At 70.9% G+C, this 16641-nt stretch carries 15 protein-coding genes; 3 read left to right on the top strand and 12 right to left on the bottom strand.

Annotated elements, in window-relative coordinates:
• Positions 1 to 117 precede the first annotated feature (117 nt).
• From GGQ54_RS14545 to ffh, 7 genes are all read right to left on the bottom strand, one after another.
• Positions 118 to 1680, bottom strand: coding sequence for a polysaccharide deacetylase family protein (locus tag GGQ54_RS14545; RefSeq protein ID WP_179446010.1), 1563 nt, complete (start codon positions 1678 to 1680; stop codon positions 118 to 120).
• Between the two features lie 105 nt (positions 1681 to 1785).
• Complete coding sequence (gene rimM / locus GGQ54_RS14540; protein ID WP_179446009.1) at positions 1786 to 2301, bottom strand: ribosome maturation factor RimM; 516 nt, start codon at positions 2299 to 2301, stop codon at positions 1786 to 1788.
• 6 nt (positions 2302 to 2307) lie between these two features.
• Entirely contained in the window at positions 2308 to 2559 is a 252-nt protein-coding gene (locus GGQ54_RS14535) for an RNA-binding protein (RefSeq protein ID WP_179446008.1), read from the bottom strand.
• Between the two features lie 2 nt (positions 2560 to 2561).
• On the bottom strand, positions 2562 to 3221 hold the full coding sequence (gene rpsP, locus GGQ54_RS17460; RefSeq protein ID WP_343045977.1) for a 30S ribosomal protein S16: 660 nt from the start codon (positions 3219 to 3221) through the stop codon (positions 2562 to 2564).
• 173 nt (positions 3222 to 3394) lie between these two features.
• Positions 3395 to 4732, bottom strand: coding sequence for an MFS transporter (locus GGQ54_RS14525; RefSeq protein ID WP_179446007.1), 1338 nt, complete (start codon positions 4730 to 4732; stop codon positions 3395 to 3397).
• 32 nt (positions 4733 to 4764) lie between these two features.
• A complete protein-coding gene (locus GGQ54_RS14520) occupies positions 4765 to 5862 on the bottom strand; it encodes an amidohydrolase family protein (protein WP_179446006.1) in 1098 nt (365 codons plus the stop codon).
• Between the two features lie 26 nt (positions 5863 to 5888).
• On the bottom strand, positions 5889 to 7487 hold the full coding sequence (ffh, locus tag GGQ54_RS14515; protein WP_179446005.1) for a signal recognition particle protein: 1599 nt from the start codon (positions 7485 to 7487) through the stop codon (positions 5889 to 5891).
• A 177-nt stretch (positions 7488 to 7664) separates the two neighbouring features.
• Between ffh and GGQ54_RS14510 the strand changes: the two genes are divergently transcribed.
• The gene (locus GGQ54_RS14510) at positions 7665 to 8999 is read left to right on the top strand and encodes an MFS transporter (RefSeq protein WP_179446004.1); all 1335 of its coding nucleotides are present in this window, start codon (positions 7665 to 7667) and stop codon (positions 8997 to 8999) included.
• A gap of 3 nt (positions 9000 to 9002) precedes the next feature.
• Here the strand turns inward: GGQ54_RS14510 and GGQ54_RS14505 are convergent, their stop codons facing one another.
• Genes GGQ54_RS14505 through GGQ54_RS14495 form a run of 3 tightly spaced genes read right to left on the bottom strand, consistent with a single transcriptional unit; the run spans position 9003 to position 11530 of the window.
• Positions 9003 to 10289: an iron-containing alcohol dehydrogenase gene (locus GGQ54_RS14505; protein WP_179446003.1), complete on the bottom strand. Its 1287-nt coding sequence runs from the start codon at positions 10287 to 10289 to the stop codon at positions 9003 to 9005.
• Complete coding sequence (locus GGQ54_RS17170; RefSeq protein WP_179446002.1) at positions 10286 to 10726, bottom strand: zinc ribbon domain-containing protein; 441 nt, start codon at positions 10724 to 10726, stop codon at positions 10286 to 10288. The genes GGQ54_RS14505 and GGQ54_RS17170 overlap by 4 nt, the downstream gene beginning before the upstream one ends.
• A 6-nt stretch (positions 10727 to 10732) precedes the next feature.
• A complete protein-coding gene (locus GGQ54_RS14495) occupies positions 10733 to 11530 on the bottom strand; it encodes an N-acyl homoserine lactonase family protein (RefSeq protein ID WP_179446632.1) in 798 nt (265 codons plus the stop codon).
• A gap of 151 nt (positions 11531 to 11681) precedes the next feature.
• Here GGQ54_RS14495 and GGQ54_RS14490 point away from each other — a divergent pair, with 151 nt between their 5' ends.
• Together GGQ54_RS14490 and GGQ54_RS14485 are read left to right on the top strand one after the other, a co-directional pair.
• On the top strand, positions 11682 to 13337 hold the full coding sequence (locus GGQ54_RS14490) for a GAF domain-containing protein (protein ID WP_179446001.1): 1656 nt from the start codon (positions 11682 to 11684) through the stop codon (positions 13335 to 13337).
• Positions 13338 to 13358: 21 nt separating this feature from the next.
• Positions 13359 to 13949: an NAD(P)H-dependent oxidoreductase gene (locus tag GGQ54_RS14485; RefSeq protein WP_179446000.1), complete on the top strand. Its 591-nt coding sequence runs from the start codon at positions 13359 to 13361 to the stop codon at positions 13947 to 13949.
• A 19-nt stretch (positions 13950 to 13968) separates the two neighbouring features.
• Here GGQ54_RS14485 and GGQ54_RS14480 read toward each other — a convergent pair whose 3' ends face one another.
• On the bottom strand, positions 13969 to 15225 hold the full coding sequence (locus GGQ54_RS14480; protein WP_179445999.1) for an erythromycin esterase family protein: 1257 nt from the start codon (positions 15223 to 15225) through the stop codon (positions 13969 to 13971).
• Between the two features lie 103 nt (positions 15226 to 15328).
• Positions 15329 to 16561, bottom strand: coding sequence for a signal recognition particle-docking protein FtsY (ftsY, locus tag GGQ54_RS14475; protein WP_343045976.1), 1233 nt, complete (start codon positions 16559 to 16561; stop codon positions 15329 to 15331).
• Between the last annotated feature and the right edge of the window lie 80 nt (positions 16562 to 16641).

The following is a 16641-nucleotide window of genomic DNA, read 5'->3' as shown; positions in this document are numbered from 1 at the left end:
CGCCGCCCGTTGGTGAACTGTCAGTGAACTCGTCGCCACGCCCGCAACACTAGTGCGACCAGTGTGTCCACTGGTAGTAAGGAGCACCTTTCGGCGACGTGGGATTTCTCACGTCCCTCAGAAGTCGCAGGCGTCCTCGTCGCGCTCGCCGCAGTACAGCTTGCCGGCGTCCCAGGAGTAGTCGCTGAGCTCGCCGATGGTGACCAGGCTGTAGCCCTTCTCGGTCATCGTAGTGGCGATCTCCTCGGCGGCGGCGACGGTCGGGGCGTGGATGTCGTGCATCAGCACCACGCCGCCCGGCTTGACCGTCTGCGCGGAGGCAGCGGTCTGGACGGTGTCCTTGGTCGCCCAGTCGCGGGTGTCGATGTCCCAGTTGACGATCGCCTGTCCCGACTCCTTCGCGGTCTGGCGGGTCAGCTTGCCCACGGCGCCACCCGGCGGACGCATGAACAGCGGGGGTCGGCCGGTGGTCTTGGCCAGCATCTCGTTCGTCTTGCCGAACTCCTTCTTGTTCTTCTCCGGGGAGCGGTTCGGCAGCGACGTGTCGTGCACATAGGTGTGGCTGGCGATCTCCATCCCCTTCGCGGCGGCGAAGGTGGACATCTCCTCGTCATTGGCCACGACCTGCCCGAGCTGGAAGAACGTGAGCGCCTGCCCCTGGGCGAGATAGGCCTCGATCACGTCCGGGGTGCCCGAGGCAGGACCGTCGTCGTAGGTCATCGCGGCGCACTCGCGAGCCTTGCAGTTCACACCGACCCAGGGATAGGGCCGCGCGGCGGGCTCGGCGGTGGGCTCGTCGGAGGCCTCCCCGCCGGAACCGCCCGGCCCCTGCGGGATGTCCACCACCTGCGGCTCCTCGGACGGTTCGGCGCCGGCCTTCTCGTCCTCGCCGCCGACCGACTCCTTGCGGTCGCGGGAGTCGAGCTTCGCGCCCGGGTCGAACCGCTCGGGTGCGGTCGCCGAGGCCTGCGCGTCGATGCCGAACGGCGACAACAACGGATCGATCGCCGCGCGCGGAACCCGGACCGGCCCGGGCACCAGATCGTCCCGGAACGCCAGCACCGCATTGCCCTCGGCGTCGAAACCCATCGCCGGTCCGTTGCCGTAGGGCGCCGCCTCCTGGCCGAGCGCCTCGCCGACCGCGCCGGCATCGGCGTCTCGCGGCAGGGCGTCGGTCACCGCCGACACGAAGGCGGGCCAGCCGTCCAGGCTGATCAGCCCGGGTGCGGCGACGCCGCGATCGCTGGCCCGGTCGTACCACACGCTGATCGGGACCTTGCGCGGCTTGCCCTCGACGGTCGAGGAGGTGTCGAGCCAGATCCCGACGGCCTTGGGCGAGGAGCCGACCACCCGCCACTGCTGGGTGTAGTCCGTGCCGTTGGCCATCGCGTTGTTCCGCAGCCCCTTGTTGGTCGCCAGCTCGACGGCCAGCGAGAGGTTGCGCGAGTCGGGATCGAACGGGACCGCGACGTCACTCACCCCGGCGTCCTTGCTGGACAGTTTCCCCTCGTCCAGGCCGCCGACCAGGCCGCGGTCGACCTCGGCGAGCGCGACGGGTGCGGCCTCGTCGCCGCCCTGACCGCCGGGCTGCGGGGGCGTACCGGGGACGATGCCCTGGCTGGGGCCGGTGCACCCACTGAGCACGAGCCCGAGGACCAGTGCCGCGAGCGGCGCAGCCATGGCCCGGCGATGCCCGGCGCGGCGCGCGAGGCTGGGCTGACAAGCGGTGGAGGATGCAGACTGCGAGCGGGACACGGCTGTCAGGGTAGTTCGTCGGGGGTCGGACTACCCCATCAGGCCCGGCACGTCGGCCAACTTCAGGAAACCTTTATCCAGGTCGATCTCGACGACGAGTGCGGCGACCAGCGGCACCAGGTGGATCGACCCGTCGGCAGCGATCTCCAGCAGGTCCTGCGCGGGCAGGTGGGCGATGCCGCGAACCCGGCCGACAGGCGTACCCGCGTGATCGCGCACCTCCAGGCCGACGAGCTGGCGATCCCAGTACTCCTCGGGGCCGGCGGGCGTCTCGGCGCCCGGCACATCGGCGTACAGCTCGACGCCGCGCAACAGCTCGGCGGCCGTGCGGTCGTCGACGCCGTCGAGGCTGACCAGCAGCCGGCCCTGGTGCCAGTGGCTGCGCGCCACCGTCCAGGACCGGCCGCCGGCATCGCGTACCCGTGCGCCGGCGGCGAAGCGCCGGTCGGGCTCGTCGGTACGCGGCGTGATCGTCAACTCGCCGCGAATGCCGTGCGGGCGGCCGATCCGCCCCACCCGGACCTCGACCGTCCGGGAATCAGCCACGTCCGATCAGCGGCCGCGGCGCGGCCGGTCGACGTCGACGAAGTCGATCTGCACGCGCTCGCGTCCGGCGAGGGACTTGATCACGGTACGCAGGGCGGTCGCGGTGCGGCCCTGCCGGCCGATCACCTTGCCGACATCGGACGGGTCGACCCGGACCTCGAGGATCCGGCCGCGGCGCAGATCCTTGTCCGCGACCCGCACCTCGTCGGGCCGGCTGACCAGCCCGCGGACCAGATGCTCCAGCGCATCGGCCAGCATGCTCAGGACTCGGTCCCGGCGTCGGCCACCGCGTTGACGAAGCCGGCCGCCTGCGCCGCCTCGGGGCTGTTGAACCAGACCTCGGCGATGGTCCGCCCGTACCACGGCGAGTCGGGCGTGTGGAACTTCATCGAGTCCTCGTTGCCCTTGATCTCGAAGCCCTCCGGCGGGTTCTCCCCACGGAAGGAGTTCTCGCCGTAGTCCTTGGCGTCGTCGGCCTTCGCCTCGTCGGTCTTGGCGTCGTCGGCCTTCGCCTCGTCGGTCTTGGCCTCGTCGGTCTTGGCGGACTTCTTGGCCTTGGTCTTCACGGCGTCGCCGGCGGCGGCCGAGCCACCGAGGGCGGCATTGAAGGCGGCGGTCTTGTCGGTCCGCTCGGGCTGCGGGTCGATCCCGGCGGGGCTGGTGTCGCCGCTGAACTTCTGCCAGTCGCCGGAGCGCTTGAACAGCGCCACCACGGCCTCCGTCGGCTGGGCGCCGACGCCGAGCCAGTACTGCGCCCGCTCGGAGTCGACGACGATGATCGACGGGTCGTTCTTCGGGTGGTACTGGCCGATCTCCTCGATCGCCTTGCCGTCGCGCTTCTGCCGCGAGTCCATCACGACGATGCGGTAGTGCGGGGTGCGGATCTTGCCGAGCCGCTTCAGTCGAATCTTGACAGCCACGTGGGTGGTATCTCCTGTGAAGTAGGGATGGTCCTCGGCTCGGCGTGGGGACACCGGGGGCCTCGGGCCGGATGGCTCTGGCCGGCCGGCGCGGTGAGAGGGCGCCCCGACGGCACAGATGCGCGGGCAATTCTGCCAGAACGAACCGGGCGGACCAACTCGCCCGCCGCCGGTCAGTGCCGAAAGCCCGCCAGCGGGACGGCGTACCGCGGTCCGAGAATGCCGCCGAGGCCGGTCAGCGCGGCGATCGCGATCAGCAACACCGCGGCCGGCCACCAGTGCTGACCCGCGCCGGCGACCAGCGCGGTGGCCAGCAGCGGCATGAAGCCGGAGATGACGCCGGCCAGGTTCTGCGCCATTCCGGTGCCGGTGTAGCGCATCTCGGGTCGGAACAGGCCCGTCATCAAGGTTCCGGAGACGGCATAGGAGACCGACAGCAGGCAGACGGCGATGATCATGCCGGCGGCGACCGCGATGGGATTGCGGGTGGCCAGCAGCGCGAAGGCCGGGAAGGCCGCCACGGCGCTCAGCACCGCGCCGCCGATGATCACCCGGCTGGCACCGAAGCGCTCGCCCAGCCGCCCGCAGATCAGCACCGTCGGGATCTGCCCGACGGCCGCCAGCAGGCTGCCGACCAGCAACACGGTCGAGTCGATCTTCAGGGTCTGGTTGCCATAGCTGATCATGAACGCGGTGACCAGGTAGAAGCCCGGTACGCCGAGCATGGCAACCAGGCTGGCCACCAGTAGCTGGCGCCACTGCAGGCGGAACATCGAGCGGACCGGCGTGCGATCGACCGACCTCGTGTCCAGCATCGCCACGAATACCGGCGACTCCTCCAGCCGGCTGCGCAACCACAGCGAGACCGCGAGCAGCGGGATCGCCAGCAGGAACGGGATCCGCCAGCCCCAGGCAGTGAACGCAGCACCCTGCCCGACGATGAGCCCGATGATCGCGAACAGGCCGGACGACATGATCGTGCCGATCGGCGAACCGATCTGCGGGATCGCGGCGAAGCGGCTGCGCTGGTGCAACGGCGCGTGCTCGATGGCCAGGGTCATCGCACCGCCCCACTCCCCGCCGACGCTGAGCCCCTGCAGCACCCGCAGTGCCATCAGCAACAGCGGAGCAGCCAGGCCGATCTGGAAGTAGTCCGGGAGCAGGCCGATCAGACCGGTCACCATGCCGATTCCGACGATGGTGATCAACAACGTCCGTCGCCGCCCGTACCGGTCGCCCATCCAGCCGAACAGCAGGCCGCCGATGGGGCGCGCGACGAGGCCGACGCCGAAGGTCGCGAAGGAGGCCAACAGCGATGTCGTCGGATCTCCGGTGACGAAGAAGGTCTTGTTGAAGACCAGACTGGCGGCGGCGGTGAAGAGGAAGAAGTCGTACCACTCCATGGCGGTGCCGACCAGCGCGCCGATCGCGACGCGGCGGGCATCGGCGGGGCTGAGGGTCTCGGCGGTCCGTTCCTCGGCGGGGCCGGCGGTAGCGGGTTGCTCGGTCATGTCGGGAGCCCTTCGTCGAGTTCCGGCGAAGGTTACGGGGTGGCCGACCCGGCCTGCCCCGGGGTCACCACGCGGCCCCGCAGCACCACCCGGTCCGGGCTGGCGGTGACGGTCACATCGGCTCGCGGATCGGCGTCGAAGATCACCAGATCGGCGGGATCGCCCTCCGCCAGCCCCGCGGCACCGAGCCAGTCCCGGGCCCGCCAGCTCGCGGCGCCGAGCGCGAAGTCTGCTCCCCCGACCCGGGACAGCAGCGCGATCTCCTCCGCGATCGTGCCGTGCGGGCGCAGGCCGCCGGCATCGCTGCCGGCGTAGATGGCGATGCCGGCATCGTGGGCCTTACCGACCGTCTCGAAGCGGCGGGCGAACAGATCGCGCATGTGCTTGGCGTAGGTGGGGAACTTGTCCTCGCCCTGCTCGGCGAAGATCGGGAAGTTCTCGATCTGCACCAGGGTGGGGTCCAGCGCGATTGCCTTGTCGGCCATCTGCGCGATCACCTCGTCGGTCAGTCCGGTGCCGTGCTCGACGCAGTCGACGCCGACCTCGACGAGATCGGCGACGGCCTCCTCGCCGAAGACGTGGGCGGCCACGCGTACCCCCAGCTCGTGGGCGCGGTCGATGGCGGACCCGAGGATCTCGCGCGGCCACAGCGGGGCCAGGTCGCCCGAACCCCGGTCGATCCAGTCGGCGACGATCTTGATCCAGCCGTCGGAATCGGCGGCCTGCCGCTCGACGGCGCCGACGAGATCGGTCGGCTCGACCTCCTCGGCGTAGTTGCGGATGTAGCGCTTGGCGCGGGCGATGTGGCGGCCGCACCGGATGGTCCGCGGCAGGTCCGTGCGCTCCTGCACCCAGCGGGTGTCGGCGGGGATGCCGGCGTCGCGGACGAGCAGCACGCCGGAGTCGCGGTCGGTGATCGCCTGGCGTACCGCCTCGTCGCGGTCGACCGCGCCGTCCGGGCCGAGCCCGATGTGGCAGTGGGCGTCCACCAGCCCGGGCATCAGGTACGCATCGCTTGCGATCGTCGTGGCATCGGATTGCGGCTCGTCGGTGATCACCCCGTCGACGATCCAGCGATCGGCCACCTCGCCCGACGGCAGCCACGTCCCGTGCAGATGCAGCGTCTCCATGCCCGGCATCCTGCCACCCGCCGCGATCAGCGGTTCTTGAACATGTCCCGCAGTTGCGGCGGCAGCTCGAAATCGCCCATCGCCTGCTGCAGTTGCTTCTCGTCGAGCTGGCTGGGGTCCAGATTGCCGAACGCGGCCGCGGGATCGGCCGGCGTCTCCTCGGCACCGGTGGTGATCGCGCCGGCCCGCTTGGCGGGATTCCCGGAGACGCCCTTGCCGCGCTTCTTGCCCTTCTTCGCCTGCTGCTTGCCCGAACGCTGGGCGCTCTTCCCGGGACCACCGCCCGGCATTCCGGGCATTCCCGGCATTCCGGGCATCGAGCCGCTGGCCAACGCGGTCATCATCTTGCGCGCCTCGAAGAAGCGGTCGACGAGCTGGTTGACGTCGGAGACCTTGGTGCCCGATCCCTTGGCGATCCGGGAGCGCCGGGAGCCGTCGAGGATCTTCGGGTTGTCCCGCTCGGTCGGCGTCATCGACAAGATGATCGCCTCGAGCCGGTCGATCTCCTTCTCGTCGATGTTGGCGATCTGGTCCTTCATCGCGCCGGCGCCGGGCAGCATGCCGAAGATCTTGGACAGCGGCCCCATCCGGCGTACCGCCTTCATCTGGTCCAGGAAGTCGCCCAACCCGAACTCGCCGCCGCGGCCGGTGAGCTTGGCCGCGGCCTTGGCCGACTGCTCGGCGTCGAAGGTCTTCTCGGCCTGCTCGATCAGGGTGAGCATGTCGCCCATGCCGAGGATCCGGCTGGCCATCCGGTCGGGATGGAAGACGTCGAAGTCGGCCAGCTTCTCGCCGTTGGAGGCGAACATGATCGGCCGGCCGGTGACCCGGGCGATCGACAGCGCGGCGCCGCCACGGGCGTCACCGTCGAGCTTGGTCAACACGACGCCGTCGAAGCCGACCCCCTCGGCGAACGCGTTCGCGGTGTTCACCGCGTCCTGGCCGATCATCGCGTCGACGACGAACAAGACCTCGTCCGGGTTCACCGCCGCCTTGATGTCGGCGGCCTGCTGCATCAGCTCGGCATCGACGCCGAGCCGGCCGGCGGTGTCGACGATCACCACATCGTGCTGTTTGGTCTCGGCGATGCCGATGGACTCGCGCGCAACCGCGACGGGGTCGCCCACCCCGTTGCCGGGCTGCGGGGCGTACCAGGCGACGCCGGCACGCTCGGCCACCACGGTGAGCTGCTGGACCGCGTTCGGCCGCTGCAGGTCGGCGGCCACCAGCAGCGGGGTGTGCCCCTGCTCGGCGAGCCACTTCGCGAGTTTGCCCGCCAGCGTGGTCTTGCCCGCACCCTGCAGGCCGGCCAGCATGATCACGGTCGGTGGCCGCTTGGCGAAGCGGAGGGTACGCGTCTGCCCGCCGAGGATGTCGACGAGCTCCTCGTTGACGATCTTGATGACCTGCTGGCTCGGGTTCAGCGCCCCCGACAGCTCGGCGCCCTTGGCGCGCTCCCTGACCGCGGCGATGAACTCCTTGACCACCGCCAGGTTGACATCGGCCTCCAGCAGCGCAATCCGGATCTCCCGCGCCGTGGCGTCGATATCGGCATCGGTCAGCCGGCCCTTGCCGCGCAGGCCCTTGAAGGTCGCGGCCAGCCGGTCTTGCAGTGTGTCGAACAAGGCTTCCTCGGTCCCGGGGATCTTCGGTCAGGCGGTCGGTACGGCGGCCCAGCGTACCCGCCGCTGCCCATTCTCCGGATATCCGCACCCGAACGGTGTGACCGGGTGCACAATCATCGAGCCCTTCGCCGTGCACGCCGCCCGGACGAGAGCGGCACGCATCGAGAAAGGCAGCACGTGACGGATACAGCCTCGGCATCGGCGCCGGTGAACAAGCGCGGCAGGGTCATCTTCGCCTCCCTGGTCGGCACGTCGATCGAGTTCTACGACTTCTACATCTACGCGACGGCGGCCGTGCTGGTCTTCCCCAAGCTGTTCTTCCCCAATGCCGACCCGACCACGCAGCTGCTCGGCTCGTTCGCGGTGTTCGGCGTGGCCTTCATCGCCCGCCCGCTGGGCTCGATCATCTTCGGCCACCTCGGCGACCGGATCGGCCGCAAGGGCACCCTGATCGGCTCGCTGCTGACCATGGGCGTCGCCACTTTCCTGATCGGCTGCCTGCCGACCGCCGCCACTCCCGGCTGGGTCGTCCTGGCACCCCTGTGCCTGGTCATCCTCCGGTTCTGCCAAGGCATCGGGCTGGGCGGTGAATGGTCCGGCGCGGCGCTGCTCGCGACCGAGAATGCGCCGGAGGGCAAGCGCGCCATCTACGGCACGTTCCCGCAGCTCGGCGCGCCGATCGGCTTCATCCTGGCGAACATCTTCTTCATCATCATGTCTCAGTCGCTCACTCCCGAGGCCTTCGCGAGCTGGGGCTGGCGGGTGCCGTTCCTGGCCAGCGCGGTGCTGGTCCTGCTCGGGCTGTACGTGCGACTGCAGCTCGTCGAGTCGCCGGCCTTCCAGCGGGTCCAGGCCCAGGGTGCGGTACGCCGGGTCCCGCTCGGCGATGTCGTGACCACCCACCTGCGGCCGCTGATCCTCGGCACCTTCAACATGCTGGCGACCTACGTGTTGTTCTACCTGCTGACCACGTTCGTGCTCAGCTTCGGCACGGCGGCGCCGGACGCGCAGGTTCCCGGATTGGGTTATCCGCGCAGCCAGTTCCTGGCGATGATGATCGTCGGGGTGGTGTTCTTCGGCGCCTTCGTGCTGGTTGCAGGCCCACTGGCCGAACGCTTCGGCCGGCGTCGCGCCCTGCTGGTGATCACGGCCGGGATCGCCGTCTTCGGCGCGCTGTGGGTGCCGATGTTCGGCGGCGGCTTCGTCGGCGTGATGGCCGTGCTGATCATCGGCTTCAGCCTGATGGGGCTCACCTACGGCCCGATGGGCGCGCTGTTGCCCGAGATGTTCCCGACCAATGTCCGCTACACGGGCTCGGCGGTCAGCTACAACCTGGCCTCGATCCTCGGCGCGGCGGTGGCGCCGTTCATCGCCTTGTTCCTGTGGCGCAGCGCCGGCGGCAGCCCCGTGCTGGTCGGGCTCTACCTGTCCGGCGCAGCCGTGATCACCATGGTCTCGCTCTTCCTGACCCGCGAGACCCGCGACCAGGCGTACGAGACCAACGTCGGCTGAGCCTCACCAGTTGCTGACCGAGCGGGTCAGGATGCCCGCGATGTCCTCCTCGCTGGGCACGCGCGGCGCCATCGTCAGCAGGCGCTGCTGCTTCATCGTGCCGGGCACCAGGTCGGGCACGTCGGACTCGGTGAAGCCGACCCCGCCGATGCCGTTCGGAATCCCGATGTCGCGCATCAGGTCGATCAGCACCGAGGGCAACTGGTCGGCCGGCTCGTCGGTCCGCTCCGCGTCCGGCGCGAGCAGCTCGGCCACCCGCAGGTGCCGGTCCGGAGCCGCGGAGAACGTGTAGCGGAACGCCTCCGGTGCGGTCAGGGAGACCGACATGCCGTGCGGCACCATCGCCTCCTCCTGCGGATAACCCGACGGGCGGAAGTCGCGGACCATCCCGGCGATCGGGTAGGCGTTGGCATGCGGGATGTGTACGCCCGCGTTGCCGAATCCCATCCCCGCGAAGGTCGCCGCGAACATCATGTCGCCGCGGGCCTCGGTGTCGCCCTCGTGCACCGCGCGGCGAAACGACCGTGCCAACAACCCGAGCGACTTCTCCGCCCACAGGTCCGACACCGGGTTGGCGCCGCAGTAGGTGACTCGCTCCTCGGGCGCCTTGCGCGCGAAGTCGGCGTACCAGCGCGCGGTGTAGGACTCCGCAGCGTGACACAAGATGTCCATACCGGCGGCCGCGGTCACCTCCGGGGGCAGAGTCATCGTCAGCGCGGGGTCGACGATCGCCATCGTCGGGCGCAGGCGCCAGTGGCTGATCCCGGTCTTCACCTTCATCGACAACACGTCCATGATGCAGACGTTGGTGCTCTCGGCGCCCGTGCCCGCGGTGGTCGGCACCGCGAAGAGCGGCTTCAGCGGTCCGGGCGGGATCTGCGCGCGCCCGATCGGCGCGTTCAGGTAGTCCATCAGCTCGCCGGGGAAGGTGGTCAGCAGGTTGACCGCCTTCGCGGTGTCGATCGAGCTGCCGCCACCGACCGCGACGAACGCGTCCCACGGCCCCTGGGCCGCGGCGTAGGCGATCGCCTTCTCCATGCTCTCGTCGGTCGGCTCCACGTGTACGCCGTCATAGACCTCGACCTCCAGGCCGTGGCGGCGCAGCGCGTCCGCGACCCGGTGCGGCACCTCGGTCGCCGCCAGCCCGGGATCGGTGATCACCAGCACCCGCTTGGCCCCGTACTGCGCGACGTCGAAGCCGATCTCGTCGCTCGCCCCGTTGCCCACCTTGAGCGGCGGTGCCCCCCAGGTGAAGATCGTCTCCTCGGTGCCCTGCTGCTGCTCGCTCACCTGGTCTCCTTCTTCTTCGCGCTCTCCTGTTTGCCCGTCGCCTGATCGGCGTCTCGCCGGTCGGCGCTCGCCCGGGCCACCGCGGCGCCGATGTCGTCGCCGGCCCGCAACGGCCGACCGGCGAAGATGCCCTCGTGGGCCAGCACCGGGCGCCGGTCCCCGGCCAGCTCGGGGTGCCTCTCCTCCAGCTTCTCGCGCCGACTGGCGAGGTTGTGCCAGTGACGTACCGCGTCGCGATCGCCCTTGCCGACCGCATTCCAACTGTGCGGGAGCTGCTCGCGGCTCGGGCCGGTCGAGGCGCCGGTCGTGTTCACCGCCGACGGCCGGCGCCGGCTCGCGGCCCCGCACTCGGGGCAGGCGGGCGCGTCGGCCGAGGCCGAGGCGACGAAGGCCTCGAACCCGTGCCCGGCCTCGCACCGGTAGTCGTAGATGATCATGGCGCCTCAGCTGTAGTGACCGTCGGGTGCATAGGTCAGCGTCTTGGCCTGCTCCGCGTCGTGGCCGAAGATCATCTCGGCCCCGGTCTCGTCGGCGATCCGGCGCAGCTTGTCCACCGACTCCAACCACTTGACGTTGTCCCAGACGATCGCCGCGCCCACCGCCGGCGGGCCCCAGGAATCGGCGAGATACACGGCATCGGAGGTGAAGATCTTGGTCCCGTCATTGGGCAGGTCGAGCCGCAGCGACATCGTGCCCCAGGTGTGCCCGGGGGTGAAGATCACGCCAACGCCCGGGGCGATCTCGGCATCGCCGTCGATCGGCTCGATGTCCAGTCCCGCGTAGTCGCTGACCAGGTGCGCACCCGCGAACTCGCCGGTGATCGTTTTCACGCCCTCCAGCTCGGCGCGCTGGGCCATGATCTTGGCCTTGGGGAACATCTTGGCGTTGGCGGCGTGATCGAAGTGCAGATGGGAGAGCACCAGCACGTCGATGTCATCCGGTCCGAGCTCGAGGTCGGCGAGCGCCGTGTCGAGATAGCCGGGCCCGTCGACGGGCTCGCGTACCGGGAAGAACTCCTGAAAACCGGTGGGCGCCCAGCGCTGCTCCCAGTCGCGGGGTACGCCGGTGTCCCACAAGATCTTGCCGTCGGGATGCTCGATCAGCACCGCGTGGGTCGGACAATCACCCCAGACGACCGGATCGTCCTTGTGGTGGCGGTCCCGGATCGTCCGGCCGCCCTTCAGCAGCAGCCAGGTCAGGTCCGTCTCCATCACGCCCGTGGACAGGACGTGCACCTTCATCTCCGTCACAACAACCTCCATCGCTTGTCGTCGGGTCTTGCGGCCTGCCTCCACCGTTGCGCCGCACCCTCGGCCGAGCCAATGTGGTCAGGCAACACAGAATGGCTGCGAACCTGGCATCGACACACACCCCGGCCGCTAGGCTCGAGGGGTGCCCGAACCGGCCCCGACCCCGCGCGACCCCACCCCGACCCGCGTGCTCCGCGCGGTCTCGGAGTGCGCGGTCGACCTGGCCGATCTGCGCGACCCGCACCTCGTGCTGCAGGGCATCGTGCGCCGCACGCGCGATCTGCTCGGCACCGACATGGCCTATCTCAGCCTGAACGATCTCGGCCGCGGCGAGACGCACATCGAGTACACCGACGGCGTGCGCACCGAGGCGTACCGGACGATCCGGATGCCGCTCGGTACCGGCGTCCTGGGCGCGGTCGCGGCCGGCGGGGTGGACGTGCAGACCACCGACTACACCGATGACGCCGCGATGAACCACCTGCCGCGGATCGACGACATCGTCGTCGGCGAAGGGGTACGCGCGATTCACGGCTGCCCGATCCGCGTCGGCGGGCACGTCGTCGGAGCGCTGCTGGTCGCCCAGCGCACCCGGATGCGGTTCGGCCGCCGCCAGATCGCCGCGCTGCGCCGGATGGCCGAGGCGGCGGCGGTCGCGCTGGAGCTGGAGCGGCTGCGCGCGGGCGGCGCCGATCCGGTGGCCGCGCGGTTCCACGACGAGCTGACCGCCCGCGTACCGGACGGTCCGGAGGCCGTCTGCACCCTGATCGGCGCCCGCGTCGGTCACCCGGTGGAGCTGATCGAGCCGGGCGCCGAGGTCGATGGAGTGGCCGCGGCGGCGCTCGGCACGGCGGTCGCCGCCTCGCTGCACACCGCGGCGGCGGTCGGGGTCGAGGGCGCCGACGCCACGGTGCTCGCCGCACGCCACGGCGGCGGGCACGTCGCCACCGTGATCTGCCGGGTCCCGCACGCGCGCCTCGGCGAACGCGAGCGCCAACTGCTGGGGCGCTCCTCGCCCGCGGTGGGCGCGGCGGTGGCCGTCCAGCGCAACCAGGTCGAGGCCCTGTCGCGCGGGCACGCCGAGCTGGTCGACGACCTGCTGGCGAGCGCGACCCCGGGCAAGGAACTGCTCGCAAGGGCCCGGGCCCTCGGGTTCGCCCCGCGCCGCCCGGTACTGGTGCTCGTGGCGCGCCGCTTCGGCGGCAGCCGCGAGGCGTTCGTCCGCGCCGCCCGCGCCGCGCTCGCCCCGGCGCCCGCGCTGGCGTCCTCCCATGACGGTCACCTGTGCGTGCTGGCGCAGCCGGCGGGCCCCGAGCACTCCGCCGATGCCGTGCTGGCGGCGGTCCGCCCGAACCCCGCCGTCCTGGGCTGGAGCATCGCGGCGGACGGGCTGGCCGAGGTGGCGGCCGCACATGTCACCGCCCGGCGGGCCGCGCACGCGCTCGAGGCCCTGGGCGCCGCGGCCGCGGCGGCCGACCCGCCCGCGCTGGGCCTCGCCGGCGTACTGGTCGCCGGCAACGACCCGGCGCTGGTCGACGAGCTGATCACCGGCCAGCTCGGCCCGGTGCTCGCCTACGACGAGCGGCACGGCACGCGGCTGGCCGAGACGGCCTGGGCGGTGCTGGAATCGGGATCGAGCGCCGGGTCGGCGGGGCGCCTGCACGTGCACCCGAACACCGTGCGGCAGCGCTGCGAGCGGATCGGCGCGCTGATCGGCGCCGACTGGCGGCGCCCGCCGCGCTCGGTCGACCTGCACTTCGCGCTGCGCCTGTGGCGCGTCCGGGCCGAGCTCGGCTGAGCGCCGTGCTTGCATGGGGCGGTGACCGAATCGACCCCCACCCCGCCCCCTTCCGACGATCCGCTCGCGCGGATCGGCATCCTGATCTCCAGCACCCGACCCAACCGGATCGGCCACCACGTGGCCGACTGGGTGACCGAACTCGCGCCTGATGACGTCGAGGCCCGCGCCCTCGATCTGGCCCGGATCGGTCTTCCACTGCTGGACGAGCCCGACCTGCCCGCCAATGGCAACTATGCGCAGCCCCACACCCGGGCCTGGTCGGAGTTGATCATGGGCATCGACGGGCTGATCATCGTCACCGGCGAGTACAACGCGGGCTATCCGGCGCCGCTGAAGAATGCCATCGACTACCTCTGGGCGGAATGGCGCGATCTTCCGGTGGGCTGTGTCGGCTACGGCTGGGGCGGCGCCCGGAAGGCGATCGCCGCCCTCGACCAGACCCTGGAGCGGCTGAACATGAAGGTGCTGCGCCCCGTCTGCCTCGAGTTCGGCAACGACCTCACCGAGCGGGGCGAGATCGGCGTACCCAATCCGGCGCCGGAGGAAGCGGTCCGCACGCTGTATTCCCAGTTGATCGCCGCCGGCTCGCCCCGCGGGGCCGGCTCGTAGCCGATCAACTCGTAGCCGGTCAGCTCGGGGGCAGCAGGGTGGTCGGCGTCGCGTCGGCGACGAAGACCAGCGCGTCGTAGGACTCGGCCGGGGCGAGAGTGATGGTGTAGGTGAACGGCAGGAACTGGAAGCCCGGCACCACCTCGTTGCCGACATTCGTCATCGCCCGTGGCTCTCGCAGGAAGGCGGCAACGGCCGGATCGGCGCTGGCGGAGGCGAAGTCGACGAAGCCCGGTTCCTTCTCGCCGAACAGCCGCGCCCACTCCTTCGCGGCCCCGTTGCTGATGCTGGCCTGCGACGAGCCCCTGACCCCGGCCATCGTGAAGGTGGAGTTCACCACGTCGGTGCCGATGGCGTAGTAGTCGTCGCCCAGCCGCTGCCGCAGCAGCGCACCGGTCGGCGTGAAGGTGTAGGGGGTGGTCAGGACGTGGCCGTTGTGCCCGGACAAGAACGCCCGGCGTCCGGGCTCACGGTCCAGCACCCAGCCCACGTTGTCGGCCATGAAGGCGTCGCGGAGATTGGAGTCGGCGCCGCTGGCGCGCCACTCGGCGCCCTGCCAGATGATCGTGGCGTACTGCCGGGCAAGATCGTAGGCCGCCCGATCGGTCTCGGCGTAGCGCTGCTCGCGGGCGACCAGGGTGTCCAACACGGTCCGGGCGGCGGCCGCGGCACTGCGCTGCTGCTCATCGTCCAGCCCGCGGAACTTGGCGTCGGTGAGCGGGGCGAGCGCCTCCTCGGCCTCCTTCGCGAAACCGGGGTCGAGCGCGGACAGGTTGCTCGCCAGGCCGTCCTTGTTGCGGTCATAGCGCTGGAAGTCGACACCGTAGAAGCTGATCTTGTCCCCGGCCTTGGCGCGGGTGTTGAAGTCGCGGATCCATTCCACCTGTGCCACCAACTCGCGGGTCCGGTAGATCGGGAAGCCGATCGCCGAGACGGCCTCCTGCGCGCTTCCGCTGCCGTCGCGGACATAGGCGTTGACCGCTGCCGCGCCGCCGAAGTCGCCCTCGATGGCGAAGACCCGGTAGCCGTGCTCGGTCGCCAGCTCCGCGAACACCGCCTGCTTGGCGGCCAAGAACTCGGTATTGCCGTGGGTGGCCTCGCCCATCCCGACCAGTCGGGCGCCGTCGACGGCGGCGGGCAGGGCGAGGTCGTCCAGCGGCGTGACGTAGCGGCCGAACTCGGCGGGGCCGAAGTCGGCGGTCGGGGCCGCGGTGCAGCCGCCGAACAGCAGCGTGGCGGTGATGACGGTGGCGGCCAGCAGGCGCTTGGTGATCATGTCGGTACGCTCCCGCATCCCGGCCGCCGCCACCGATGCCTGTCGTCACCGCTTCGGGTGATCGCGTCAGGGACCGCCGGTGACGGATGTCAGGCGGCGCGGCCTAGCGGGTCGGATCGAGCAGCGCGTCGACGAAGACCTCGGGGTCGAACGGCGCAAGATCATCCGCGCCCTCGCCGAGTCCGACCAGTTTGACCGGTACGCCGAGCTCGTTCTGCACCGCGACGATGATCCCGCCCTTGGCCGAGCCGTCGAGCTTGGTCAGCACCACGCCGGTCACGTCGACCACCTCGGCGAAGATCCGCGCCTGGGTCAGACCGTTCTGACCGGTGGTGGCGTCGATCACCAACAACACCTCGGTGACCGGCGCCTTGCGTTCGATCACGCGCTTGACCTTGCCCAGCTCGTCCATCAGGCCGGTCTTGGTGTGCAGCCGCCCGGCCGTGTCGACGATCACCACGTCGACCTCGTTCTCGACGCCGGCGCTGACCGCGTCGAAGGCCACGCTGGCCGGATCGGCACCTTCGATGCCGCGGACGGTCGGTACGCCGACCCGCTCGCCCCAGGTCTCGAGCTGGTCCGCGGCCGCCGCGCGGAAGGTGTCGGCGGCGCCGAGCAGGACATCGCGGTCCTCGGCGACGAGGACCCGGGCGAGCTTGCCCACGGTGGTGGTCTTGCCGGTGCCGTTGACACCGACCACCAGCACCACTCCCGGCGTACCGTCCGTGTGCAGGCCGCGGTCGGTGTCGGGACCGATCAGCGCCAGCAACTCCTCGCGCAGCACGGTCCGGGCCCGGTCGGGATCGGCAATGCCGTCCACGGTGAACCGCTCGCGCAGCCGCTCGGTGAGCTGCGTGGTGGGGCCGACACCGAGATCTGCGGTGAGCAGCGTGTCCTCGAAGTCCTCCCAGGTCTCCTCGTCCAGCTTCTCGCCCGACAGCAGGCCGAGCATGGCGCGGGACAGTGGGTTGTCGGAGCGGGCGAGCCGGGCGCGCAGGCGTTGCAGGCGGGTACGCGGGGGCTCCGGGGTCTCCAGCGGGACGGCGACCGAGTCCGCCGGCGCCTCGACCTCCTCGAGGGTCTCGTCGACCTCGACGGTCTCCTCCGGGGCGGGAGCCGGGACGGTCTGCTCGCGGTCGGTGACCGCCGGCTCCTCCCGCTCGTCGACCGCGACTCCCCCGGGCGCCGGGGGCTCGCCGGACTCCTCGGCGGCGCGGCCCTCCAGTTCGGCACGTTCGCGGGCCCTGATGGCCTGCCGGCGGGCCGCGACGCCGCCGATCGCGACCGCGACCAGACCGGCGACCAGGACGATGATCAGAATGAGGGTCAGATCCACCCGGTCATCCTAGGCACGTGCACGCGCGGCAGCGACCGCCCGGCATGTCCGCGCGTCCCGAGTCGCCCGGGAGCTCAGTC

It is taken from the genome of Naumannella cuiyingiana, from assembly GCF_013408305.1.
Lineage (GTDB): Bacteria > Actinomycetota > Actinomycetes > Propionibacteriales > Propionibacteriaceae > Naumannella > Naumannella cuiyingiana.
This window is presented reverse-complemented; position numbering and strand designations above follow the sequence as displayed.

Excerpts from the sequence above, each read along its gene's own strand:
- GGQ54_RS14495 (WP_179446632.1), bottom strand. The coding sequence starts at position 11,530 with ATGAAGGTGCACGTCCTGTCCACGGGCGTGATGGAGACGGACCTGACC.
- GGQ54_RS17170 (WP_179446002.1), bottom strand. The coding sequence starts at position 10,726 with ATGATCATCTACGACTACCGGTGCGAGGCCGGGCACGGGTTCGAGGCC.
- GGQ54_RS14480 (WP_179445999.1), bottom strand. The coding sequence starts at position 15,225 with ATGATCACCAAGCGCCTGCTGGCCGCCACCGTCATCACCGCCACGCTG.
- GGQ54_RS14545 (WP_179446010.1), bottom strand. The coding sequence starts at position 1,680 with ATGGCTGCGCCGCTCGCGGCACTGGTCCTCGGGCTCGTGCTCAGTGGG.
- GGQ54_RS14535 (WP_179446008.1), bottom strand. The coding sequence starts at position 2,559 with ATGCTGGCCGATGCGCTGGAGCATCTGGTCCGCGGGCTGGTCAGCCGG.
- GGQ54_RS14525 (WP_179446007.1), bottom strand. The coding sequence starts at position 4,732 with ATGACCGAGCAACCCGCTACCGCCGGCCCCGCCGAGGAACGGACCGCC.
- GGQ54_RS14520 (WP_179446006.1), bottom strand. The coding sequence starts at position 5,862 with ATGGAGACGCTGCATCTGCACGGGACGTGGCTGCCGTCGGGCGAGGTG.